The sequence below is a fragment of the Variovorax palleresanus genome (assembly GCF_051144945.1).
GTDB lineage: Bacteria > Pseudomonadota > Gammaproteobacteria > Burkholderiales > Burkholderiaceae_C > Variovorax > Variovorax paradoxus_S.
This window is the reverse complement of the sequence record NZ_JBJNVP010000002.1, coordinates 4,608,440-4,627,855: the sequence shown is the minus strand read 5'-3', so window position 1 is coordinate 4,627,855 and position 19,416 is coordinate 4,608,440. Positions and strand designations below refer to the sequence as shown.

Genomic DNA, 19,416 nt, shown 5'->3' with positions numbered 1-19,416 from the left:
TCACAGGAAGTAGTCGAAGTCGCGTTCGTCGCCGTGGCGGCGCCTGACGACGAAGATGTGCGCGGGCACGCTGTGTGGGTCGAGCCGGATGTAGTGCCGCCCGCCTTCCCAGGTGAAGCGCTGCCCGCTCAGCAGGTCGTGCATCTGGAATGCACGCAGGGGGTCCACGCCCACGCTCTTGGGATCGAGCTCCACCCAGCCCGACTGCACGTTGTAGGGGTCGAGGTTGACCACCGTGACGATCACGTTGTCGCCGCCCTCCGAAGTCTTGGCGTAGGCCAGCAGCTGCTCGTTGTCGATGGGCAAAAAGCGCAGGCTGCGGTCCCATTGCAGTGCCGGGTTCTCGCGGCGGATGCGGTTCACGCGGGCGATGAACGGCGCCAGGCTGGCCGGGTCGTCGTGGTTCCAGTGGCGCAACTGGTATTTTTCAGAGTCCAGGTATTCCTCGCTGCCGGGCGAGCGTGGCAGGTGCTCGCGCAACTCGTAGGCCGGGCCGTAGATGCCGTAGTTGGCGGACAGCGTGGCGGCAAGCACCAGCCGCGACATGAACACAGAGGGCTCCCCGCCCTGCAGCTGCTCGTGCAGGATGTCGGGCGTGTTCGGCCACACGTTGGGCCTGAAATAGTCGACGCCGGGCGAGGTGGAAAGCTCGGTGAAATATTCGATGAGCTCCTGCTTGGTGTTGCGCCAGGTGAAGTAGGTGTAGGACTGCGAGAAGCCCAGCTTGGCCAGCCGGTGCATCACCTTGGGCCGCGTGAAGGCCTCGGCAAGAAAGATCGCCTCCGGGTGCTCGCGCCGGATTTCGCCGATGGCCCATTCCCAGAACGGAAAGGCCTTGGTGTGCGGGTTGTCGACCCGGAAGATGCGCACGCCCTCGCCTATCCAGTGCTCGATGACGCTGCGCAGCTCGGCCCACAGGCCGCGCCAGTCTTCGCTCTCGAAATTGAAGGGATAGATGTCCTGGTACTTCTTGGGCGGGTTCTCGGCGTACTGAACGCTGCCGTCGGGCCGCCAGCGGAACCAGTCGGGATGCGCCTTCACGTAGGGATGATCGGGCGCGCACTGGAACGCGATGTCCAGCGCGATCTCGAGCCCGTGCGCCGCGGCCTGCGCGTAGAGACGGCGAAAATCTTCTGCCGTGCCAAGTGCCGGAAGGATCGCCTTGTGCCCTCCTTCGGCCGCGCCGATGGCCCAGGGGCTCCCCACGTCGTCGGGTCCGCTGGCCAGTGCGTTGTTGGGCCCCTTGCGCTGCACGCGGCCAACGGGGTGGATCGGCGGAAAGTAGAGCACGTCGAAGCCCATGGCCGCGATGGCGGGCAGCCGCGTCTCCACGTCCTTGAAGGTGCCGTGTACGCCGGGCGTGGTGCCTGCCGAGCGAGGAAACAGCTCGTACCAGGTGCTGAAGCGCGCGCGCTCGCGCTCGGCCTCCAGCGGCAGCTCGACCGAAAAGCGCACCTCGTGCCGCCGGTCGGGATGGCGGCGCGCCAGCGTGGCCAGCTCTTCGTCGAGCGCCAGCGCCTTGAGGGTCGACACCTCCGATGACGGGTGGGCCGCCACGGCATCGAGCTCGGTGGCCCAGCGGGCCAGCGCCTGCCGGTCGGCGCCCTCTGCCCGCTCGGCGGCCGCGGCCACTTCCAATGCGCCCACCTGTGATGCAATGCGCACGTCGTCGGCCTCGACGCGGCGTGCCATCTCGGAGCGCCACGATTCGAAGGGATCGACCCACGCCACCGCGGTGTAGTAGTAGCGCCCGAGCGCGGGCGGCGAGAAGGCGCCCTCCCACACGTCGTTGACGAGCAGCTTCATCGGCACCTCGCGGAACTCGGCCTTGTCGTGCGGACGCCAGCACAGCTGCACGCGCAGCACATCGTGGCCGTCGGTGAAGCAATGCGCCTTCACACGCACCTGCTCTCCCACCACGCACTTGACCGGAAAGCGGCCGTTGTCCACCGAAGGCAGGATGGCGTCGATGACCGCGCGCCGGTTGCCGTCGCGCACGTCGGGCATTCTCGAAGCCGTGGGCGTCTCTGAATTTGCGAACAGTTTTTTCATGATGGCCGGTGTTCCAGGATCAGCGTGGAAAGAGGCGGCAGGGTCATGGACACCGACTGCATGCGGCCATGCGAACGCACGGGCGCGGACTCGACGCCGCCCAGGTTGCCCCAGCCCGAACCGCCAAACTCCACGGCATCGGTGTTGATGAGTTCGTGCCAGAAGCCGCCCTGCGGCACGCCCAAGAGGTAGTTGGTGCGCGGCACCGGCGTCATGTTGCTGACCACCAGCAGCGGCGGATGGCCGTCGCGCCCCTTGCGCACGAAGGCGAACACGCTGCGTTCGGCATCGTCCGCCGTGATCCACTCGAAGCCCGAGGCGGTGAAGTCCTGCTGGTAGAGCGCGGGCGCGCCGCGGTACACGCGGTTGAGCTGCGCCACCAGCCGCTGCAGGCCCGAGTGCCCTTCCAGGTCGCACACCCACCATTCGAGTTCGCCGTCGTGCGTCCACTCGCGCCGCTGCCCGAACTCGCCGCCCATGAAGAGCAGCTTCTTGCCCGGGTGCGCCCACATGAAACCGAACAGCGCGCGCAGGTTCGCGAACTGCTGCCAGGGGTCGCCGGGCATCTTGCCCAGCAGCGAGCCCTTGCCGTGGACCACCTCGTCGTGCGAGAGCGGCAGCACGAAGTTCTCGTGGAACGCATAGACCAGCGAGAACGTCATCTTGTGGTGGTGGTACTTGCGATGGATGGGCTCTTCCTCCATGTAGGCGAGCACGTCGTGCATCCAGCCCATGTTCCATTTCTCGCCGAAGCCCAGGCCGTCCATGTCGGTCGGCCGCGAGACGCGCGGCCACGCGGTCGACTCCTCGGCCACGGTGATGGTGTCGGGATGCTCGCGGTACACGGCGCGGTTCAGCGTCTGCAGGAAATCGATCGCCTCCAGGTTCTCGCGGCCGCCGTGGCGGTTGGGAATCCATTCGCCGTGGTTGCGGGCATAGTCCAGGTACAGCATCGACGCCACGGCATCGACGCGCAGGCCGTCCAGGTGGTACCGGTCGAGCCAGAACAGGCCCGACGACACGAGGAAGCTGCGCACCTCCGAACGGCCATAGTTGAAGATGCTCGAGTTCCACTCCGGGTGAAAGCCCTGGCGCGGATCGGCGTGCTCGTAGAGATGCGTGCCATCGAAATACGCCAGGCCGTGCTCGTCGGTCGGAAAGTGCGAAGGCACCCAGTCCAGCAGCACTCCGATGTCGTTCTGGTGCAGGTGGTCGACCAGGTACATGAAGTCCTGCGGCGAACCGAAGCGCGCGGTGGGCGCAAAGTAGCCGGTGGTCTGGTAGCCCCAGGAACCGTAGAACGGATGCTCGGTCACGGGCATGAGTTCGACATGCGTGAAGCCCATCTGCTTCACGTAGGCCGCGAGTTCGTGAGCGATCTCGCGGTAGCCCATGAACTGGCCATCGCGGCGGCGCCATGAGCCCAGGTGCACCTCGTAGACCGACGTGGGCGCGTCCAGCGCATTGCGCGCGCCGCGCGTGGCCATCCATTCGTGGTCCTGCCATTCGTAGGAAAGTTCGCAGATGCGCGAGCCCGTGGCGGGCGGCAGCTCGCTGCAGAACGCGAAGGGGTCGGCCTTGTCGACCACGTAGCCGCCCAGGCGGGATCGAATGCGGTATTTGTAGGCTTGGCCCAGCGCCGCTTGGGGAACATGGCCTTGCCAGATGCCCGTGCCGTCCGGCGACGGCGAAAGCGGGTCGGCTTCGCCCGACCAGTAGTTCCAGTCACCCACCACCGCCACCGACTCCGCATTCGGTGCCCAGACCGCGAAATGCGCGCCCCCTTCCTTCCCCGGGTGACAGCCGAGCAGGTCGTACAAGCGGGAATGGGTTCCCTCCCGGAACAGGTAGGCGTCTTGTGCTTCTGGCGTTCTTGGCGGCTGGTTCACTGGCACCGGTGTTCCTTGCTTGCATGAAGGCCAGCGAACCGGGTGCCCAACGGGGCACGCTTTCGGCTTTCACAAGACCTGACCGCCCAATTTGCAAAAAATCCGGGCCCGGCGGTTACGGCTGAAGCCGCCTTGCGGTGTCGGAGAGTTGCCCATCCCGCAACCTGGATCTGGAAGACCCACGCGCGAGGCGCAGCATTTCTACTTACGCGGCAACCGGCGCCCCCGACGTGGCGTCATGATCGTTGGCGGACTTTGGCAAGGCGCGCGGCGAGAAGTCGTCGATCGTCAGGCAGATGGGCGCTTTCGGGTCGGCCCGGTGGCGCCGGAGCGCGGCGACGCTGAGAGCCATGAAGTGCGTCTTGCATGTATCCAGCAGGCGGTCGCCCAGATCCCTGGTGCCGAACACATCGTGCAGGGTTTCCTCTGAAATCTGCGCGATGATCCGCGCGCCATCGCGGCCATCGGGGTAGATTGCAAAGCGGACGGTCGCCGTGTCAAAGCAGTAAATCCCTTCGAAGTCCATGGCTGTCTCCTGATCGTCTCCTGATCGTCTCCTGATCGTCTCCTGATCGTCTCCTGATCTCTTGAGCGCTTGCATTGCAGCTCGAATTCAGCGCGGACCCATCCACCCGGCGGCATGGATTTCCGCGCGTATTCAAGAGGATGCGCCTTGCGCGCCTCGAGAGGGGCGGGAATCGTGGCCGCGCGCACGTAAAAATTGCTGCAATCCATGTCCGGCATGCGCGCCTGTGGCATCGGGCTCCAAAAAAACCTCTTGAAAAAGCGCCGGCAGCGCCTATTTCGCTCATCGGAAGCGCTGGAGACGCCTCCGGCGCTCCGTTCAACTTTTGTCTTGAATGGAGGTTTTCGCCATGTACCGATCCCTGTTCCCGCGCGACATGCTCGCCGAAATGGATCGCCTGCAACGCGAGATGCAGCAGGCCTTCGATCTGTCACCCACCATCCGTGGCTTCGGCCAGAGCGGCTTTCCCGCCTTGAACATCGGCGGCACGCCGCAATCGGTGGAGATCTACGCGTTCGCGCCCGGTGTCGACCCGTCGAGCCTCGAAGTCAACCTGGAGCGCGGTCTTCTCACCATCGCCGGAAAGCGCGAAAACGCGCTCCCGCAAGAGGACGAGAAGGCGGCGGTCCACATCAACGAGCGCTTCGAGGGCCAGTTCCGCAGGGTGCTGACCCTGCCCGACGACGCCGACCCCGAGGCGGTGACGGCCAAGTGCCGCGACGGCGTGCTGCACATCTCGGTGCAGCGCCGCGCTTCGTCGCAGCCGCGCCGCATTGCCGTTCAGTGAAACGAAAAGAGCCGAGGCAAATTTGAAAGGAGAGACAACCATGACCACCAACACATCGCCTCGCGTTGCCGAACGGGCGCAGCTCGCCCGCAAGGAGGACGCCACGCGCTACAGCGACGCAGCGCTCACGCCCCCGGTGGACGTGATCGAGGACAGCGGCGGCATCACGCTCTATGCCGACCTGCCGGGCGTCTCGCGCGACAAGCTCGGCCTGCACGTGGCTTCGGACACGCTCACCATCGAGGCGGAGTCCGACCTGTCGGTGCCCGAGGGTCTCGAATCGAGCCACACTGAAGTGGGCCTGGGCCGCTTCCGCCGCGTGTTCACGCTGAGCAAGGAGCTGGACACGGGCGCCATCTCGGCGGAGCTCAAGCAGGGCGTGCTGAAGCTGCGCATTCCCAAGGCCCAGCACGCCCAGCCGCGGCGCATCGAGATCCAGGCGTCCTGATTGAAATGCACATGCGCTCCGGAGGTGAAAGATGAGCGGTACCGAACGCCTGGCGCGCTTGCGCGCCGACGCCGCAGCCCTGAGCCCGCGCGCCGCGCACATTGCGCTCGCGCTCCTGCCCGCCGTCGAACACCTGCCGGATGCGTGGAAGGCGGGCCTGCGCAAGACGCTGACGCACCGCGCCAGCGCGGCGGCACCGCTGTCGCCGGTTGAGTTCGATGCGATACGCGTCACCGCCGCCAGCCTTCCGCATGCGTATCCCGAATGGGTGGTGACCGACCCGGAGCACCCGAAGGCGCGCGCGCTGATCGTCGACGCATGGCGGGCCGGGCGGCACGCGTCGTCGGAACCCAGGCAATCCGGCGCCTGACGATCCGGCGCGCGCGGCGTGCTGCTCCCCGTGGCAGCGCATGCCTACGCCGATCTGCGCATCGGCCCCACAACGTCCGTGCGCCCGCAAAAATAAGGTGGGCGCAAGGACATCGAAATGGCTTTCGAATCTTTTCGCGATCGCAAGTACGCGGGTCGCGCGCTGGCCAGGCGGTTGGCCAGCCTGGCCGGCCGCCCAGACGTGACGGTGCTTGCCTTGCCGCGCGGCGGCATGCCGGTGGCGTACGAGGTGGCCAAGGCGCTCCACGCCCCGCTCGACGTGCTGGTGGTGCGCAAGCTCGGCGTGCCGTGGAATCCTGAATTTGCCATGGGCGCCATTGCCAGCGGCGGCGAGCGGCTCATCGACGACATGCTGGTGCGCGAGCTCGGCATCTCCACCAGGGACGTCGAGGAAGTCGCAAGCAACGAAGCGTACGAGCTCGAACGGCGCGAACACGTGTACCGCGGCGGGCGGCCCGCGCCCGATCTGCGCGGCCGCACCGTGATCCTGGTGGACGACGGACTCGCCACCGGTTCGACCATGCGCGTCGCCGTGCGCGCGGTGCGCCGGCAGGCGCCCGCCCGCGTCGTGGTGGCCGCACCCGTGGCGGCGCCCGAAGCCTGCGAGCTCCTGCGCAGCGAAGCCGACGAGGTCGTCTGCGCCGAGATGCCGGACCCCTTTCTGGGAGTGGGCCGCTGGTACCTGGATTTCTCGCAGACCAGCGACGAGGAAGTGTGCCGCCTGCTTCACAACGCGCGCCGCCACAGCCCGCTCTCTTGAGGACAACGAACGATGCAGCCATCACGCATTTCGAAGGAAACCGAGGCATTGCGCCTCGCGGCCCACCCGATGGACGGCTCCTCGGGCGACCACGACGCCCTGCTCGACCTGATCGGCGATGCGCACTACGTGCTGCTCGGCGAAGCCTCGCACGGCACGCACGAGTTCTATGCGGCGCGCGCAGACATCACGCGCCGCCTGCTGGCCGAAAAGGGATTCAACGCCGTGGCGATCGAGGGCGACTGGCCCGATACCTATCGCGTCAACCGCTACGTCCGCGGCGACAGCGAAGACGCCAGCGCGCGCGATGCGCTGGCGGGCTTCCGGCGCTTTCCGACCTGGATGTGGCGCAACGAAGACGTAGCGGGCTTCATCGAGTGGCAGCGCGCCTTCAACGAGGCCGGCCCGGCGCAGGGAAAGACCGGCTTCTACGGGCTGGACCTGTACAGCCTGCATGCCTCGATCGAGGCGGTGCTCGCCTACTTCGAGCGGACCGATCCGGACACCGCGCAGAGCGCGCGCGAACGCTACGCCTGCTTCGACCGCTTCGGCGATGGCGGGCAGGTCTACGGGCTCATGGCCGGGCTCGGCAACACGGCCTCCTGCCGGCAGGAAGTGATCGATATGCTGGTCGAGATGCGCCGCGCTTCGGCCACCGCATGGCGCGGCGGCATTGCGGCCGACGAGGAAGCCGCCTTCGACGCCGAGCAGAACGCGCGCCTGGTGAAGAACGCCGAGGCGTACTACCGCTCGATGTACCTCGACGACGTGTCGTCGTGGAACCTGCGCGACCGGCACATGGCCGAGACGCTGGGCGAGCTCGAGCGCCACCTGTGGCGTGGCAGCGAGCGCCCGAAGATCGTGGTGTGGGCGCACAACTCGCACCTGGGCGATGCGCGCGCCACCGACATGGGCGAGCAGCGCGGCGAGCTCAACGTGGGCCAGCTGGTGCGCGAGCGCCAGGGCCGCGACGCGGTGCTCGTGGGCTTCACCACCCACACCGGCACCGTGATGGCGGCTTCCGACTGGGGTGCGGCCGCCGAGCGCAAGCAGGTTCTTCCTTCGCGGCCCGACAGCTACGAAGGCCTCATGCACGAGACCGGACTCGAACGCTTCATACTGCCCCTGCGCGGCGAAGGAAGCCACTTCTTCGCGCTGCGGGAACGGCGGCTGGAGCGCGCCATCGGCGTCATCTACCGCCCCGAGACCGAACGGCAGAGCCACTATTTCTTCGCCCGCCTGCCGGTGCAGTTCGATGCGTTGCTGCATTTCGACCGGACCCGGGCGGTCGAGCCGCTGGAGCGCGACGCGGCGGCATCGGATGCCGAGGTTCCGGAAACCTATCCGTCCGGCAAGTAGCGGCAGCCTGAAAAAAAGAAAGCGGAAAGCCGGGCGATCGCGACGCCGTGGGCCAACCCACGAGTCATGGGGGATTGCGCGAGGTACCCTGCTCCTCGCTTCTGACACACTCGGTATGCAGCAGGCCGCATCGCGATGCTTTTTCCACCCCAATGAACTCATCAGGTCTCAGGAATATCCACATCAGCTTGAACACACGCCTCAGTCTCGGTGTGGCCGCTGTGGTCCTGGCGGCCACCTTCGCCATTGCCACCGTGGCATTGCAGCTGGTGAAGAAGAGCATGAAGGCCTCGATCGAAAACGAAGCCTTCGCGCGGCTGTCGGCCATTGCAAATACGGTAGATCAAAAGTTCGTCAGCCGGCGCATCCTGCTCGAAACCTTTGCCGACAGCGTGAAGACCAACGACTTCCCGGATGCGGCAACGCTGCAGGCTTTTGTCGAAAAGCACCCGTCGCTTCGGAAGGCCTTCAGCAACGTCGCATTCTTTACGGCCGACGGCGATCTGATCGCGAGCCTCAGCGGTGCGCAGCAGCCCGGCAGGGTGAACATCAAGGACCGGCCCTACTTCCAGCAGACGCTCGCCGCCAAGGCCAGCGTCATCTCCGAACCGTATCTGAACCGGCTCACCGGCCTGGCGCAGATCGCCCTGACCGCGCCGGTGCTCGACCCCGCGGGCGATGTGAAGTACGTGATCTCGGGTGCCATCAACCTGAAGGAACGGAACATCCTGGGCGAGCTTGCCGAAGTGAAATTCGGCCAGAGCGGCTACCTGTTCATCACCAGCACCGAAGGTGGCGTGATCGACCACCCGCGCACGGAACGCGTCATCAACCAGACGGGCCTGAAGGGTGTCGGCAACCCCGAGATCGAACGTCCGATGGAAGGCTACGAAGGCGCGGCCGAGGGCGTCAACCATGCGGGCGTGCACGGGCTGTATGCCTTCAAGCGGCTGCGCGAGACCAACTGGGTCATGGGGTCCATGTATCCCAGCAGGGAAGCCTTCGCCCGGGTCGACGCCATCGAGCGTTCGGCATGGATCGGGGCGGTGGTGCTCGCAATGGTCGCGGGCGCCGCCGCACTGGGCCTCGTGCGCCGGCAGCTCAGGCCGCTCACGCACCTGCACCGGCACATGCTCGACGTGGACAACCCGGCCCTCGAAACGGCGGGGCCGCGCACCTATCCGCGCGACGAGATCGGCGACATTGCGCGCACCTTCGACACGCTGATGTGGCAGCGCAAGTCGAGCGAGAAGTTCCTGCGCGACATCACCGACAACCTGCCCGCGATGGTGTCGCACGTCGATGCGCAAGGCCGCTACACCTTCGTGAACGCGCCGCTCTGCAAAAAGCTCGACCGCGGGGCGGCCCAGCTGATCGGGCGGGAGGCTCAAAGCTTCGGCGAAGACGACGCGGCCATGAAGGCCGCCGTCGAGCGCGTGCTGGCCGGCGAGGCCGTCAGTTTCGAGAGGCGAGGCGATGCGAGACGTGGCGAGCAAGACCGCTACTTCCAGACCGAACTCATTCCCGATCTCGACAAGGCCGGACAGGTTCGCGGCTACTACGCCATGACCTCCGACGTGACGGAGCGCAAGCGCATCGAATTCAGCCTGGCGCACAGCGAAGCGCAGGTGCGCATCATCGCGGACAACATTCCTGCGCTGGTGTCGCACGTCGATGCGTCGCTCAAATACACCTTCGTCAATGCACAGGTCATGGCGCTGCACAGAGAGCGCGCGATGGTCGGCCGGTCGATGCCCGAGGTGCGTGGCCCGGCCGATTTCGCGATCGTGGCTCCGGCCTACGAGCGCGCGCTGGCCGGCGAAACGGTGGTCATCGAGAAAGCCGGCGATGCGGCGCTGGGCATCGGCGAGCGGACCTTCAAGGCCCACTACATTCCCGACCAGGACGCGAACGGCGTGGTGCAGGGCGTGTTCGCCATGACCTTCGACGTCACCGACGAGGTGAACATACGCAAGGCCCTCACCGCGCAGGAAAAGCGGCTGCGCGACGTGACCGACAGCATTCCGGCGCTGGTGGGCTACTTCGACAGCAACGAGAACTGCCTGTTCGCCAACAGCCGCGCGCGGCGCATGGCGGGCCTGGGCGACGGCCCGCTCGACGGCGTGACCCTGCGCAAGGCGGTGGGCAAGGCGGTGTACCGGCAGCAGCGGCCCTACCTTCCGCTGGTGCGCGAGGGCAAGTCGGTGCGCTTTCCGGTCCAGGCGCCGCTCTACGGAAAGACCGGCTATTTCCAGGTCAACCTGATTCCAGACATGGACGCCGAGGGAAACTTCGTCGGCTTCTATCTCATGACCTTCAACATCACCGCGCTGAAGCAGGCGGAGCTGCGCCAGGCCGAAAGCGAGATGCGCCTGCGCACCATCACCGACAACCTGCCGGCACTCATCACCTACATCGACCGCGACGAAAAGATCACCTTTGCCAACGCCACGTACCGGGAGTGGATGGGCGTGGACCCCGCCCGGCTGCTGGGCCGCCATGTGAGCGAGGTGGCGGGCGAAGAACTGTATCTTTCGCGCAAGCCCATGATCGCGCGTGCGCTGGCCGGCGAGCGTGTTGAGTTCGAGGCCAAGACCCGGACGAAGGACTTCGACCGCACGACCCGCGTGAGCTACGTGCCCGACATCGGCCCCGACGGCGTCACGCGCGGAATCTTCTCGCTCAGCCTGGACATCAGCGCCTTGAAGGCGGTGGAGCGCCAGTTGATCGACCTGGCCCGGCTCGACCCGCTCACGGGCTTGTCGAACCGGCTCGCCTTCAACGAGTACCTGCCCAGCGCCCTGGCCCGCGCCCAGCGCTCGGGCAACGCGCTGGCGGTGCTGTTTCTGGACGTCGACCATTTCAAGACCATCAACGACACCTTCGGCCATGCGACCGGCGACGGCGTGTTGGTGGAATACGCAAAGCGCCTGCTGGCCAGCGTGCGAAGCACCGACATGGTCGCGCGCCTGGCCGGCGACGAGTTCGTGGTGGTGCTGGAAAACGTGCACACGCGCGAAGCCGCCGTGGCCGTGGCGCGGAAAATCGTCCAGCAGATCGGCACCTCGGCCTTCGAGCTCGACGGCCAGAGCCTCAGGGTCACGACCAGCATCGGCATTGCGTTCCACCAGCCCACCGAAGCCGCCGTCACCGACGCCGCCATCACCGACGCCGACCTGCTGGCGCGCGCCGACGCAGCGCTCTACCGCGCCAAGTCGGCGGGCCGCAACACCTTCGGGTTTTCGGATTGATGCGCCCGCATCGACCGGGCCATCTTCATTTGAGAACTTTCGTAGTGCCGAATTGCGCCCGCGCGGAGCCGGCGCCGTTCCTTTGCTGACAAGCCCCGCCGGCCCCAGCAGAATCACTCCACTGGAGATCCATTCATGTCCCCCACCGAAGTCGTCACGCCCGAGCAATTGCTGCATGCGCTGGAGGTTCAAAGCCACATGCCGATCCTGCGCATCGGCCAGGCACTGATGGCGCTCGGCGTCCTCACCGAAGAACAGTTGCGCGCGGGCCTGGAGCAGCAGAAGCTCGACCGCAGCGTGCCGCTCGGCGAAACGCTGGTGCGCATGGGCGTGGTCACCCGCGCCCAGCTGCAGTCGGCGCTGGTGCGCAAGATGGGCTATCCGCTCGTGAACCTGCATGTGTTCCCGGTGGCGGTGAACGCCTTGCGAACCATCACCCACGGCGCGGCGCGGCGCCTGCAGGTCATGCCGCTCATGATCCACGAGGGGCGCCTCATTCTTGCGCTCGACGATCCGGCCAGCCGGCATGCGGCCATCGACGAGGTGGAGTTCATCACGCAGTTGAAGGTGGTGCCGGTGATCGGGGAATGCCTGGTGCTGGACACCGTGCTCTACAAGGCCTACGGAAAGCTCGGCAGCGAGAGCACCGACCCCACCATCGTCCACGACCCCTCGCGGCCGCTCGAATTCGACACGGCAGGTACCAGCAGCGAACTGCTGGTGACCCTCGAGAAGGAAGAGCGCGTTCCCATGGTCGAAGAGGCGCCCATCGAACAGTCGGACAACTCGCTGGTGCGGATGATCAACAGCATGATCATCGACGCGCACCGCGAAGGCGCGTCGGACATCCACATCGAAAGCTATCCGGGCCAGGAGAAGACCCGCATCCGGTTCCGCCGCGACGGGCGGCTGCACACCCACCTGGAGCTGCCGGCCACCTACCGCAACGTGGTGGTGGCGCGCATCAAGATCATGTGCGACCTGGACATCAGCGAAAGGCGCAAGCCGCAGGACGGCAAGATCAATTTCGCCAAGTATTCGCCGCAGCACCGCATCGAGCTGCGCGTGGCCACCATTCCCACGGCCAACGGCCTCGAAGACGTGGTGATGCGGATCCTGGCCTCGGCGCAACCCATTGCGCTGGACAAGCTCGGGCTCTCGCAGCACAACCTCGCGCAGTTCACGAAGGCGGTCGAACGCCCCTACGGCATGGTGCTTTGCGTGGGCCCCACGGGCTCGGGCAAGACCACCACCCTGCACTCGGCGCTGATGCACATCAACACGCCCGAGCGAAAGATCTGGACGGCCGAGGACCCGGTCGAAATCACCCAGCCCGGCCTGCGCCAGGTCCAGGTCAATCCACGCATCGACTGGACCTTTGCCAAGGCGCTGCGGGCTTTCGTGCGCGCCGATCCCGACGTGATCATGGTCGGCGAAATCCGCGACGAGGAAACCGCCAAGACGGCCATCGAGGCCTCGCTCACCGGCCACCTCGTGCTGTCGACGCTGCACACCAACAGCGCGCCCGAAACCGTGACGCGGCTGCTGGACATGGGCATGGACCCGTTCAATTTTGCGGATTCGCTGCTGGCGGTATTGGCGCAGCGGCTGGTGCGCCGCCTCTGCACCCATTGCATCCAGAGCCGCCCCATGCGCCCCGACGAAGTCGAGGAACTGCTGGCCGACTACATGCATTCATTCGCCGCGCACGATGCCATGCAGGCCGAGCGCGAGACGGTACACAAGCACTGGCTCGGCCAGTATGGCCGCGACGGGCAGCTGCAAGCCTTCACGAGCACCGGATGCCCGCACTGCGACAGCACCGGTTTCAACGGGCGCGTCGGCATTCACGAACTGATGGTGATCTCCAGGACGCTGCGCCGCCTGGTCCAGAACGGCGCCCGCGCCGAGGAACTGCAAGACGCCGCCATGCAGGAGGGCATGCGCACCCTGCGCCAGGACGGCATCGACAAGGTTCTTGCGGGCAAGACCAGCATCGAAGAGGTCCGCGCGACCAGCAACATGTGAGTCGGCGCCCGAGGGCGCGGGTGCCTCCGCCTCAGGCGGCGTCCCACGCAACCGGCGGCAGCGTGGCGATGGCGGGCCGAGCGAACAGGAATCCCTGGAACAGTTCCACGCCCAGCGACTGGAGCGCGTGCACTTCGTCGGAAGACTCGACGCCTTCCGCCACGGCGCGGATGCCCAGCTCCAGACAGGTGCCGACAAAACCCCGCACGATGCTGAGCCGGACCGGGTCGTTGTGAATGTTGCGCACCAGGCCCATGTCGATCTTCACCACGTCGGGCTGGAATCCCGCAAGCAGTTCGAAGCCCGCATAGGCGGCGCCGAAGTCGTCGATGGCCGACGTGAAGCCGTAGCCCTTGTAGGTGCGAAAGGCGGCCGCCAATGCCGGCAGGTCGGCCACGCGTTCGCCTTCGGTGATCTCGAACATCAGGCGGTGGACCGGAAAGTTGCAGCGCTCGGCGGCCGCCATGGCCGTATGAAAGCACTCTGTCGGCCCGGCCACGTCGTTGGGCATGATGTTGAGGCTGAGCTTCGATTGCATGCCCAGCTCGGACGCCGTTTCAATGGCCTTGACGCGGCAAGCCTCATGAAACGCGAACCGGTGCTGCGGGTTCACGCGCGAGAAGACTTCCTGGGCGCCCTCTCCCGCAGCGCCCCGCACCAGCGCCTCGTGCGCAAAGACTTCCCGCCGCTCGAAGTCCACGATGGGCTGAAAAGCCATGACAAACCCGGCGTCGAAACCTCGGGAAAAGCTGGCATCGGCCGTTGCTCCGGTAATCACTGGAATGGATCCTCAGGAATAGGCCAAGTAATTGAATAGTGCACAGTCTTCAAATGTAACCTGTCTGTCACCACTCCGGTTAACCGTGGTTTTTCCGCCGCAGTTTCCAATTTTCCGCGCTCAAGCCCAGCCCGCGGGCAGCGCCAGTTCGACCCACGCCGGCGCGTGATCGCTTGCCCCGGGGCGGCCGCGCACCTCGCGGTCCACGTTCGCATCGACCAGCAGGGGCGCGAGTTCGTCGTTCAGCAGCAGATGGTCGATGCGCAACCCTGCGTTGCGCGGCCACCGGTTTCGCCAGTAATCCCAATAGGTGTAGACCGCCTCGCCCGGATGCCGGGCGCGGATGGCGTCGGTCCACCCCTGCTCGAGCAGCCGCGCGAAGGCGGCACGGCTTTCGGGCTGCAGCAACGCATCGTCGCGCCATGAGGCCGGGTTGTAAATATCGGCGTCGGTGGGCACCACGTTGAAGTCGCCGGCCAGCACGGCCGGCATGCCGCAATTGAAGAGGCGCCCTGCATGGGCGTTCAGCCGCTCGAACCACTCCAGCTTGTAGTCGAACTTGGGGCCGGGCTGCGGGTTGCCGTTGGGCAGGTACAGGCAACCGACGATCACGCCGTTGACCACGGCTTCGATATACCGGCTCTGGCTGTCTTCAGAATTGCCGTCGAGGCCGCGGCCGGTTTCGATCGGCTCGCTTCCGCGCGCCAGGATGGCCACGCCGTTCCAGGAGCGCTGCCCATGGAACACCACGCCGTAGCCCGCGTCGCGGATCGCGGCCGCGGGAAAGCCCATGTCGGGCGCCTTGAGTTCCTGCAGGCACGCGACGTCGGGGCGGGACTCGGCCAGCCACTCCAGGAGGCGCGGCAACCGGCCGTTGACGCCGTTGACGTTGAAGGTCGCGATCTTCATGAACCCTGCACCGAAGAAGAACCGGATTCCGGATCATGGCCCTGAAGCCGCCCCGGCCATGTCGGAGAACATGCACTGCGGGGAGCCCGGCGGCGCCCCCTGCCGATCACCTGCCCCCGTCGTCAGGCCGTCTTCGCGCCCTTTTCGTACCAGCCCTGCGACCGGTTGACCACCGCGACCACCAGCAGCATCACAGGCACTTCGATCAGCACTCCCACCACCGTGGCCAGCGCGGCGCCCGACTGGAAGCCGAACAGGCTGATGGCCGTGGCCACCGCAAGCTCGAAGAAGTTGCTGGCGCCGATGAGTGCCGACGGGCCGGCCACGCAATGCGCCACGCCCAGCTTGCGGTTGAGCACATAGGCCAGGCCCGAGTTCAGGAACACCTGGATCAGGATGGGCACCGCGAGCAGCGCAATCACCAGCGGCTGCCGCAGGATGGCCTCGCCCTGGAAGGCGAAGAGCAGCACCAGCGTGAGCAGCAGCGCAGAGATCGACCACGGCCCCAGCCGCGCCGCAACCGCCTGGAAGTGCGCCACGCCCTTCTTCAGCAGATGCTTGCGCAGCAACTGCGCAATGATCACCGGCACCACGATGTACAGGCCCACTGACGTCAGCAGCGTGTCCCACGGCACCGTGATCGACGAGAGTCCGAGCAGCAGCGCGACCACGGGCGCGAAGGCCACCACCATGATCGCGTCGTTGAGCGCCACCTGCGACAGCGTGAAGTACGGATCGCCCTTGCACAGCTGGCTCCAGACGAACACCATCGCCGTGCAAGGCGCGGCGGCCAGCAGGATGAGGCCCGCGATGTAGCTATCGAGCTGCGCCGGCGGCAGCATCGGAGCGAACACGTGGCGAATGAAAATCCAGCCCAGCAGCGCCATCGAGAAAGGCTTCACCGCCCAGTTGATGAAAAGCGTGACACCGATGCCGCGCCAATGCGCCTTGACCTGGCCGAGCGCCGCGAAGTCGATCTTCAGCAGCATCGGGATGATCATCACCCAGATGAGCACGCCCACCGGCACGTTGACCTTGGCCACCTCCAGCGACGCGATGCCGCGGAACAAGCCCGGCAGCCACTGGCCGAGCGCAATGCCGGCCACGATGCACAGCGCGACCCAGATCGTGAGGTAGCGTTCGAAGAAGCCGATGGCGGGGGGCGGCGCGATCGATGCGGCAGTGGCGGTATGGGAGCTCATGGATGGTTCAGCTTTCGGAAATCGCGGTCAGCGCCGCCTGGAGTTCGGTGTCGGGCATCGATTCGAGCGGCAGCGCCAGCAGCTGCACGAGGCGGTAGGCAATGGCCTGGCGCGTCAGCTCGAAAGCCACTCGCTTGCCCTCGTCGCCACCGGGTGCGTTCGAAGGATCGGGGTAGCCCCAATGCACCTTCACCGGGCTGCCGGGCCAATAGGGGCAGGTCTCTTGCGCCGCACTGTCGCAGACCGTGATGACGATACGCATCACCGGGCTTGTGTCGCCCGCGAATTCGTCCCAGCTCTTGCTGCGGTACGGCGACACGTCCACGCCGGCGCCGGCAAGCGCCTCGAGCGCGAAAGGATTCAGCCGCCCGCTCGGCGCGCTGCCGGCGCTGTAGGCCCGCACGTCCTTCCCCGCCTTTTGCGCCAGGTGATTGAGCATGCCTTCGGCCAGCACGCTGCGGGCCGAGTTGTGCGTGCACAGGATCAACACGTTGACGGTCATTGCGCGGTCTCCTGGACCTTGCCGATGTCGCGCATCTCGTGCTGGATGGCCATGGCGTCGAGCCGCTCCATCGGCAACGCCAGCATCAGCTCGATGCGGCGCTTCAAGGTCAGCGCCGTATCCATGAACTGCCGCTCGACGGCTTCTTCCGAGCCCTCGAAAGCCGCAGGATCGGCCACACCCCAATGGGCGGTCATGGGCTGGCCGGGCCATACCGGACACACCTCGCCGGCGGCCTTGTCGCACACTGTCAGCACAAAGTCCATGGCGAGAGCACCGGGCCTGGCGAACTCGTCCCAGTTCTTGCTGCGATAGCCCTCTGCGGAAAGCCGCAGTCTTTCGAGCGTGCGCAGCGCATGCGGACTGACCTTGCCCGACGGATGACTGCCCGCCGAATACGCCTTGAACCGGCCCGCGCCCATGTAGTTGAGCAGGCCTTCGGCCATGATCGACCGCGCGGAGTTGCCCGTGCACACGAAGAGCACGTTGTAGATTTTTTGAGCCATGGGGAGTTTGCCTAGAAGGGGGTTTGAACCGGCGCGGCCGGCTTTGCAACGAGCGGTATTCCGACGGCCCGGCCGCGAGGCGTCTTCGGTGCGCAGCAGGCGGCCTCCTCGCTGGCATCCGCCCGCTTCTCGCCATACACCGGCACGTCGCCCAGCGTATGGAAGTGCTCCCAGGCAATGCCCTGCGGATCGGTGATCCAGTGCTTTTCGCTGCGGGCGTAGCAACAGGTGGCGGCACCCTCGTCGAACACCTGGATGTCTGCGTCAGCAACGCGAGCCTTCAACTCCGCGAGTTCTTCCTCGTTCTCCGCCTGCAGGCCGAGATGGTCGATGCCCAGGGAGTTGGCGCGGGTCGACACCGCAAAGTTCACCGGCGGATCGGTGAGCATCCACTTGGCGTAGTCGCTCTCGACGCGCGCCGGCTCCGAGGCAAAAAGCCTGGAATAAAAGGCGATGCTCGCCGGCAGATCCTGGACGTTCAGATGCACATGGAATCGCTTCATGGTTGCTCCTTGTTCAGCAAGCACAGGCCTGCGCTGCCTGGGGCAGGCACGCCTCGCCCTGGCAGCAGTTTTCGGTCAGGTAGCCGATGAGCGCGTTCATCTGCCCGAACGCCGCGCGGTAGATCAGGTTGCGGCCGCTGCGCTCCTGCGTCACCAACCCCGAATGGGTCAGCTCCTTGAGGTGAAACGACAGGCTGGTGGCCTGCACACCAAGCGCATCGACCAGCGCGCCGGGCGTGAGCCCCGCGGGGCCCGCAACCACCAAGGCGCGAAACACCTGAAGGCGCATGGGTTGAGCCAGCGCTGCGAGCGACTTGACGATGTCTTGTTCTTCCATATTTCAATAATAGTTGCATAATCGCATGAATGCAATCACCGACCTCCTCCATCACCATCTTTCACAACCCGGCATGCGGCACTTCGCGCAACACGCTGGCGATGATCCGCAACAGCGGCGAAGAGCCGCAGGTCATCGAATATCTGAAGACGCCGCCCAGCAAGGAAACGCTGCGCGAACTGCTCGCCGCGATGGCCATGGCGCCGCGCGCACTACTGCGCAAGAAGGGCACGCCGTACGAAGAGCTCGGCCTGGACGATCCGAAATGGACGGACGAGCAGCTGATCGACTTCATGCTCGCGCACCCGATCCTCATCAACCGCCCGATCGTGGTGACGCCCATCGGCACGCGGCTGTGCCGCCCCTCCGAAGAGGTGCTCGACATCCTGCCGGCGCCGCAAAAAGGCGCGTTCACCAAGGAAGACGGCGAAGTCGTCATCGATGCGGAGGGCCGCCGTGTCGATCGCCCTGCTTGATCTCCCCAACATCGATGCCGAGCTGTTCGACCGGCCCTCGCCCGAGCGCCTTGCCAGCGCGGCGCCTTCGCGCCACGCGCCACGCTTTCTGCTGCTGTACGGCTCGCTGCGCGAGCGGTCCTACAGCCGCCTCTTGACCGAAGAGGCCGCGCGGCTGCTGCAGGCCATGGGCGGCGAAACGCGGATCTTCGATCCCGCCGGCCTGCCCTTGCCGGACAGCGCACCGGACGACCATCCCAAGGTGCAGGAACTGCGCACGCTCGCTCAATGGGCCGAGGGCATGGTGTGGTGCTCGCCCGAGCGCCACGGCGCCATGACCGGCATCATGAAGACGCAGATCGATTGGATTCCGCTCAGCGTGGGCGCCGTGCGGCCGACGCAGGGCAAGACGCTGGCAGTCATGCAGGTGTCCGGCGGGTCGCAATCGTTCAATGCGGTGAACCAGCTGCGCGTGCTCGGGCGCTGGATGCGCATGCTGACCATTCCCAACCAGTCGTCCGTCGCCAAGGCGTTTCTGGAGTTCGACGAAGCCGGCCGGATGAAGCCGTCTTCCTACTACGAGCGCGTGGTCGACGTGATGGAAGAACTCATGAAGTTCACCCTGCTCACGCGCGATGCGGCCGACTACCTCGTCGACCGCTACAGCGAGCGCAAGGAAAGCGCCGAGCAGCTTTCGAAGCGGGTGAAGCAGCGCGCCATCTGAGGCTTTGGCC

19 protein-coding genes are annotated in these 19,416 nt (G+C 66.1%); 9 read left to right on the top strand and 10 right to left on the bottom strand.

Annotation, left to right across the window (positions count from 1 at the left end; genetic code table 11):
• The 3 genes from ACJ7Z0_RS25590 to ACJ7Z0_RS25580 form a co-directional block, all read right to left on the bottom strand.
• Window positions 1–2,052 carry an alpha-1,4-glucan--maltose-1-phosphate maltosyltransferase gene (locus ACJ7Z0_RS25590; protein ID WP_434792075.1) on the bottom strand — a complete coding sequence of 684 codons (2,052 nt, stop codon included), beginning with the start codon at window positions 2,050–2,052 and terminating at the stop codon, window positions 1–3.
• Window positions 2,049–3,947: a 1,4-alpha-glucan branching protein GlgB gene (glgB, locus tag ACJ7Z0_RS25585; RefSeq protein WP_434792074.1), complete on the bottom strand. Its 1,899-nt coding sequence runs from the start codon at window positions 3,945–3,947 to the stop codon at window positions 2,049–2,051. The genes ACJ7Z0_RS25590 and glgB overlap by 4 nt, the downstream gene beginning before the upstream one ends.
• A gap of 199 nt (window positions 3,948–4,146) precedes the next feature.
• Window positions 4,147–4,467: a hypothetical protein gene (locus ACJ7Z0_RS25580; RefSeq protein WP_434792073.1), complete on the bottom strand. Its 321-nt coding sequence runs from the start codon at window positions 4,465–4,467 to the stop codon at window positions 4,147–4,149.
• A 349-nt stretch (window positions 4,468–4,816) separates the two neighbouring features.
• Here ACJ7Z0_RS25580 and ACJ7Z0_RS25575 point away from each other — a divergent pair, with 349 nt between their 5' ends.
• The 7 genes from ACJ7Z0_RS25575 to ACJ7Z0_RS25545 all read left to right on the top strand — a co-directional run bounded on the left by ACJ7Z0_RS25575 (window position 4,817) and on the right by ACJ7Z0_RS25545 (window position 13,490).
• Window positions 4,817–5,254 (top strand): Hsp20/alpha crystallin family protein, encoded by a 438-nt coding sequence (locus tag ACJ7Z0_RS25575; RefSeq protein WP_434792072.1) that lies wholly within the window; start codon window positions 4,817–4,819, stop codon window positions 5,252–5,254.
• A gap of 40 nt (window positions 5,255–5,294) precedes the next feature.
• Window positions 5,295–5,702 (top strand): Hsp20/alpha crystallin family protein, encoded by a 408-nt coding sequence (locus ACJ7Z0_RS25570; protein ID WP_431122649.1) that lies wholly within the window; start codon window positions 5,295–5,297, stop codon window positions 5,700–5,702.
• 31 nt (window positions 5,703–5,733) lie between these two features.
• Window positions 5,734–6,072, top strand: a complete 339-nt coding sequence (locus tag ACJ7Z0_RS25565) for a hypothetical protein (RefSeq protein ID WP_434792071.1) — start codon at window positions 5,734–5,736, stop codon at window positions 6,070–6,072.
• A 117-nt stretch (window positions 6,073–6,189) separates the two neighbouring features.
• The gene (locus ACJ7Z0_RS25560; protein ID WP_434792070.1) at window positions 6,190–6,852 is read left to right on the top strand and encodes a phosphoribosyltransferase; all 663 of its coding nucleotides are present in this window, start codon (window positions 6,190–6,192) and stop codon (window positions 6,850–6,852) included.
• A 12-nt stretch (window positions 6,853–6,864) separates the two neighbouring features.
• Window positions 6,865–8,211, top strand: coding sequence for an erythromycin esterase family protein (locus tag ACJ7Z0_RS25555; protein ID WP_434792069.1), 1,347 nt, complete (start codon window positions 6,865–6,867; stop codon window positions 8,209–8,211).
• A gap of 188 nt (window positions 8,212–8,399) precedes the next feature.
• Window positions 8,400–11,462, top strand: a complete 3,063-nt coding sequence (locus ACJ7Z0_RS25550) for a sensor domain-containing diguanylate cyclase (protein ID WP_434792068.1) — start codon at window positions 8,400–8,402, stop codon at window positions 11,460–11,462.
• Window positions 11,463–11,597: 135 nt separating this feature from the next.
• Complete coding sequence (locus ACJ7Z0_RS25545; protein WP_434792067.1) at window positions 11,598–13,490, top strand: GspE/PulE family protein; 1,893 nt, start codon at window positions 11,598–11,600, stop codon at window positions 13,488–13,490.
• Window positions 13,491–13,521: 31 nt separating this feature from the next.
• Here the strand turns inward: ACJ7Z0_RS25545 and ACJ7Z0_RS25540 are convergent, their stop codons facing one another.
• The 7 genes from ACJ7Z0_RS25540 to ACJ7Z0_RS25510 form a co-directional block, all read right to left on the bottom strand.
• Window positions 13,522–14,208 (bottom strand): EAL domain-containing protein, encoded by a 687-nt coding sequence (locus ACJ7Z0_RS25540; RefSeq protein WP_434792066.1) that lies wholly within the window; start codon window positions 14,206–14,208, stop codon window positions 13,522–13,524.
• Window positions 14,209–14,388: 180 nt separating this feature from the next.
• Window positions 14,389–15,177 carry an exodeoxyribonuclease III gene (locus ACJ7Z0_RS25535; protein ID WP_434792065.1) on the bottom strand — a complete coding sequence of 263 codons (789 nt, stop codon included), beginning with the start codon at window positions 15,175–15,177 and terminating at the stop codon, window positions 14,389–14,391.
• A gap of 122 nt (window positions 15,178–15,299) precedes the next feature.
• A complete protein-coding gene (gene arsB, locus ACJ7Z0_RS25530; RefSeq protein WP_434792064.1) occupies window positions 15,300–16,379 on the bottom strand; it encodes an ACR3 family arsenite efflux transporter in 1,080 nt (359 codons plus the stop codon).
• 7 nt (window positions 16,380–16,386) lie between these two features.
• Window positions 16,387–16,881, bottom strand: a complete 495-nt coding sequence (locus tag ACJ7Z0_RS25525) for an arsenate reductase ArsC (RefSeq protein WP_434792063.1) — start codon at window positions 16,879–16,881, stop codon at window positions 16,387–16,389.
• Window positions 16,878–17,387: an arsenate reductase ArsC gene (locus tag ACJ7Z0_RS25520; RefSeq protein WP_434792062.1), complete on the bottom strand. Its 510-nt coding sequence runs from the start codon at window positions 17,385–17,387 to the stop codon at window positions 16,878–16,880. Before ACJ7Z0_RS25520 ends, ACJ7Z0_RS25525 begins: the two co-directional genes overlap by 4 nt.
• Before the next feature lie 11 nt (window positions 17,388–17,398).
• The gene (locus ACJ7Z0_RS25515) at window positions 17,399–17,890 is read right to left on the bottom strand and encodes an ArsI/CadI family heavy metal resistance metalloenzyme (RefSeq protein WP_434792061.1); all 492 of its coding nucleotides are present in this window, start codon (window positions 17,888–17,890) and stop codon (window positions 17,399–17,401) included.
• A 13-nt stretch (window positions 17,891–17,903) separates the two neighbouring features.
• On the bottom strand, window positions 17,904–18,227 hold the full coding sequence (locus ACJ7Z0_RS25510) for an ArsR/SmtB family transcription factor (RefSeq protein WP_369652403.1): 324 nt from the start codon (window positions 18,225–18,227) through the stop codon (window positions 17,904–17,906).
• A gap of 29 nt (window positions 18,228–18,256) precedes the next feature.
• Here ACJ7Z0_RS25510 and arsC point away from each other — a divergent pair, with 29 nt between their 5' ends.
• Together arsC and arsH are read left to right on the top strand one after the other, a co-directional pair.
• On the top strand, window positions 18,257–18,703 hold the full coding sequence (gene arsC / locus ACJ7Z0_RS25505) for an arsenate reductase (glutaredoxin) (protein ID WP_434792060.1): 447 nt from the start codon (window positions 18,257–18,259) through the stop codon (window positions 18,701–18,703).
• A complete protein-coding gene (gene arsH, locus ACJ7Z0_RS25500) occupies window positions 18,669–19,406 on the top strand; it encodes an arsenical resistance protein ArsH (RefSeq protein WP_434792059.1) in 738 nt (245 codons plus the stop codon). Before arsC ends, arsH begins: the two co-directional genes overlap by 35 nt.
• Window positions 19,407–19,416 lie beyond the last annotated feature (10 nt).

Coding starts and splice junctions, on each gene's coding strand:
- ACJ7Z0_RS25570 (WP_431122649.1), top strand. CDS start 5,295: ATGACCACCAACACATCGCCTCGCGTTGCCGAACGGGCGCAGCTCGCC.
- arsH (WP_434792059.1), top strand. CDS start 18,669: ATGCGGAGGGCCGCCGTGTCGATCGCCCTGCTTGATCTCCCCAACATC.
- ACJ7Z0_RS25590 (WP_434792075.1), bottom strand. CDS start 2,052: ATGAAAAAACTGTTCGCAAATTCAGAGACGCCCACGGCTTCGAGAATG.
- ACJ7Z0_RS25560 (WP_434792070.1), top strand. CDS start 6,190: ATGGCTTTCGAATCTTTTCGCGATCGCAAGTACGCGGGTCGCGCGCTG.
- arsB (WP_434792064.1), bottom strand. CDS start 16,379: ATGAGCTCCCATACCGCCACTGCCGCATCGATCGCGCCGCCCCCCGCC.
- ACJ7Z0_RS25545 (WP_434792067.1), top strand. CDS start 11,598: ATGTCCCCCACCGAAGTCGTCACGCCCGAGCAATTGCTGCATGCGCTG.
- ACJ7Z0_RS25515 (WP_434792061.1), bottom strand. CDS start 17,890: ATGAAGCGATTCCATGTGCATCTGAACGTCCAGGATCTGCCGGCGAGC.
- ACJ7Z0_RS25510 (WP_369652403.1), bottom strand. CDS start 18,227: ATGGAAGAACAAGACATCGTCAAGTCGCTCGCAGCGCTGGCTCAACCC.
- ACJ7Z0_RS25580 (WP_434792073.1), bottom strand. CDS start 4,467: ATGGACTTCGAAGGGATTTACTGCTTTGACACGGCGACCGTCCGCTTT.
- ACJ7Z0_RS25575 (WP_434792072.1), top strand. CDS start 4,817: ATGTACCGATCCCTGTTCCCGCGCGACATGCTCGCCGAAATGGATCGC.
- ACJ7Z0_RS25565 (WP_434792071.1), top strand. CDS start 5,734: ATGAGCGGTACCGAACGCCTGGCGCGCTTGCGCGCCGACGCCGCAGCC.
- arsC (WP_434792060.1), top strand. CDS start 18,257: ATGCAATCACCGACCTCCTCCATCACCATCTTTCACAACCCGGCATGC.
- ACJ7Z0_RS25520 (WP_434792062.1), bottom strand. CDS start 17,387: ATGGCTCAAAAAATCTACAACGTGCTCTTCGTGTGCACGGGCAACTCC.
- ACJ7Z0_RS25535 (WP_434792065.1), bottom strand. CDS start 15,177: ATGAAGATCGCGACCTTCAACGTCAACGGCGTCAACGGCCGGTTGCCG.
- ACJ7Z0_RS25525 (WP_434792063.1), bottom strand. CDS start 16,881: ATGACCGTCAACGTGTTGATCCTGTGCACGCACAACTCGGCCCGCAGC.
- ACJ7Z0_RS25555 (WP_434792069.1), top strand. CDS start 6,865: ATGCAGCCATCACGCATTTCGAAGGAAACCGAGGCATTGCGCCTCGCG.
- ACJ7Z0_RS25540 (WP_434792066.1), bottom strand. CDS start 14,208: ATGGCTTTTCAGCCCATCGTGGACTTCGAGCGGCGGGAAGTCTTTGCG.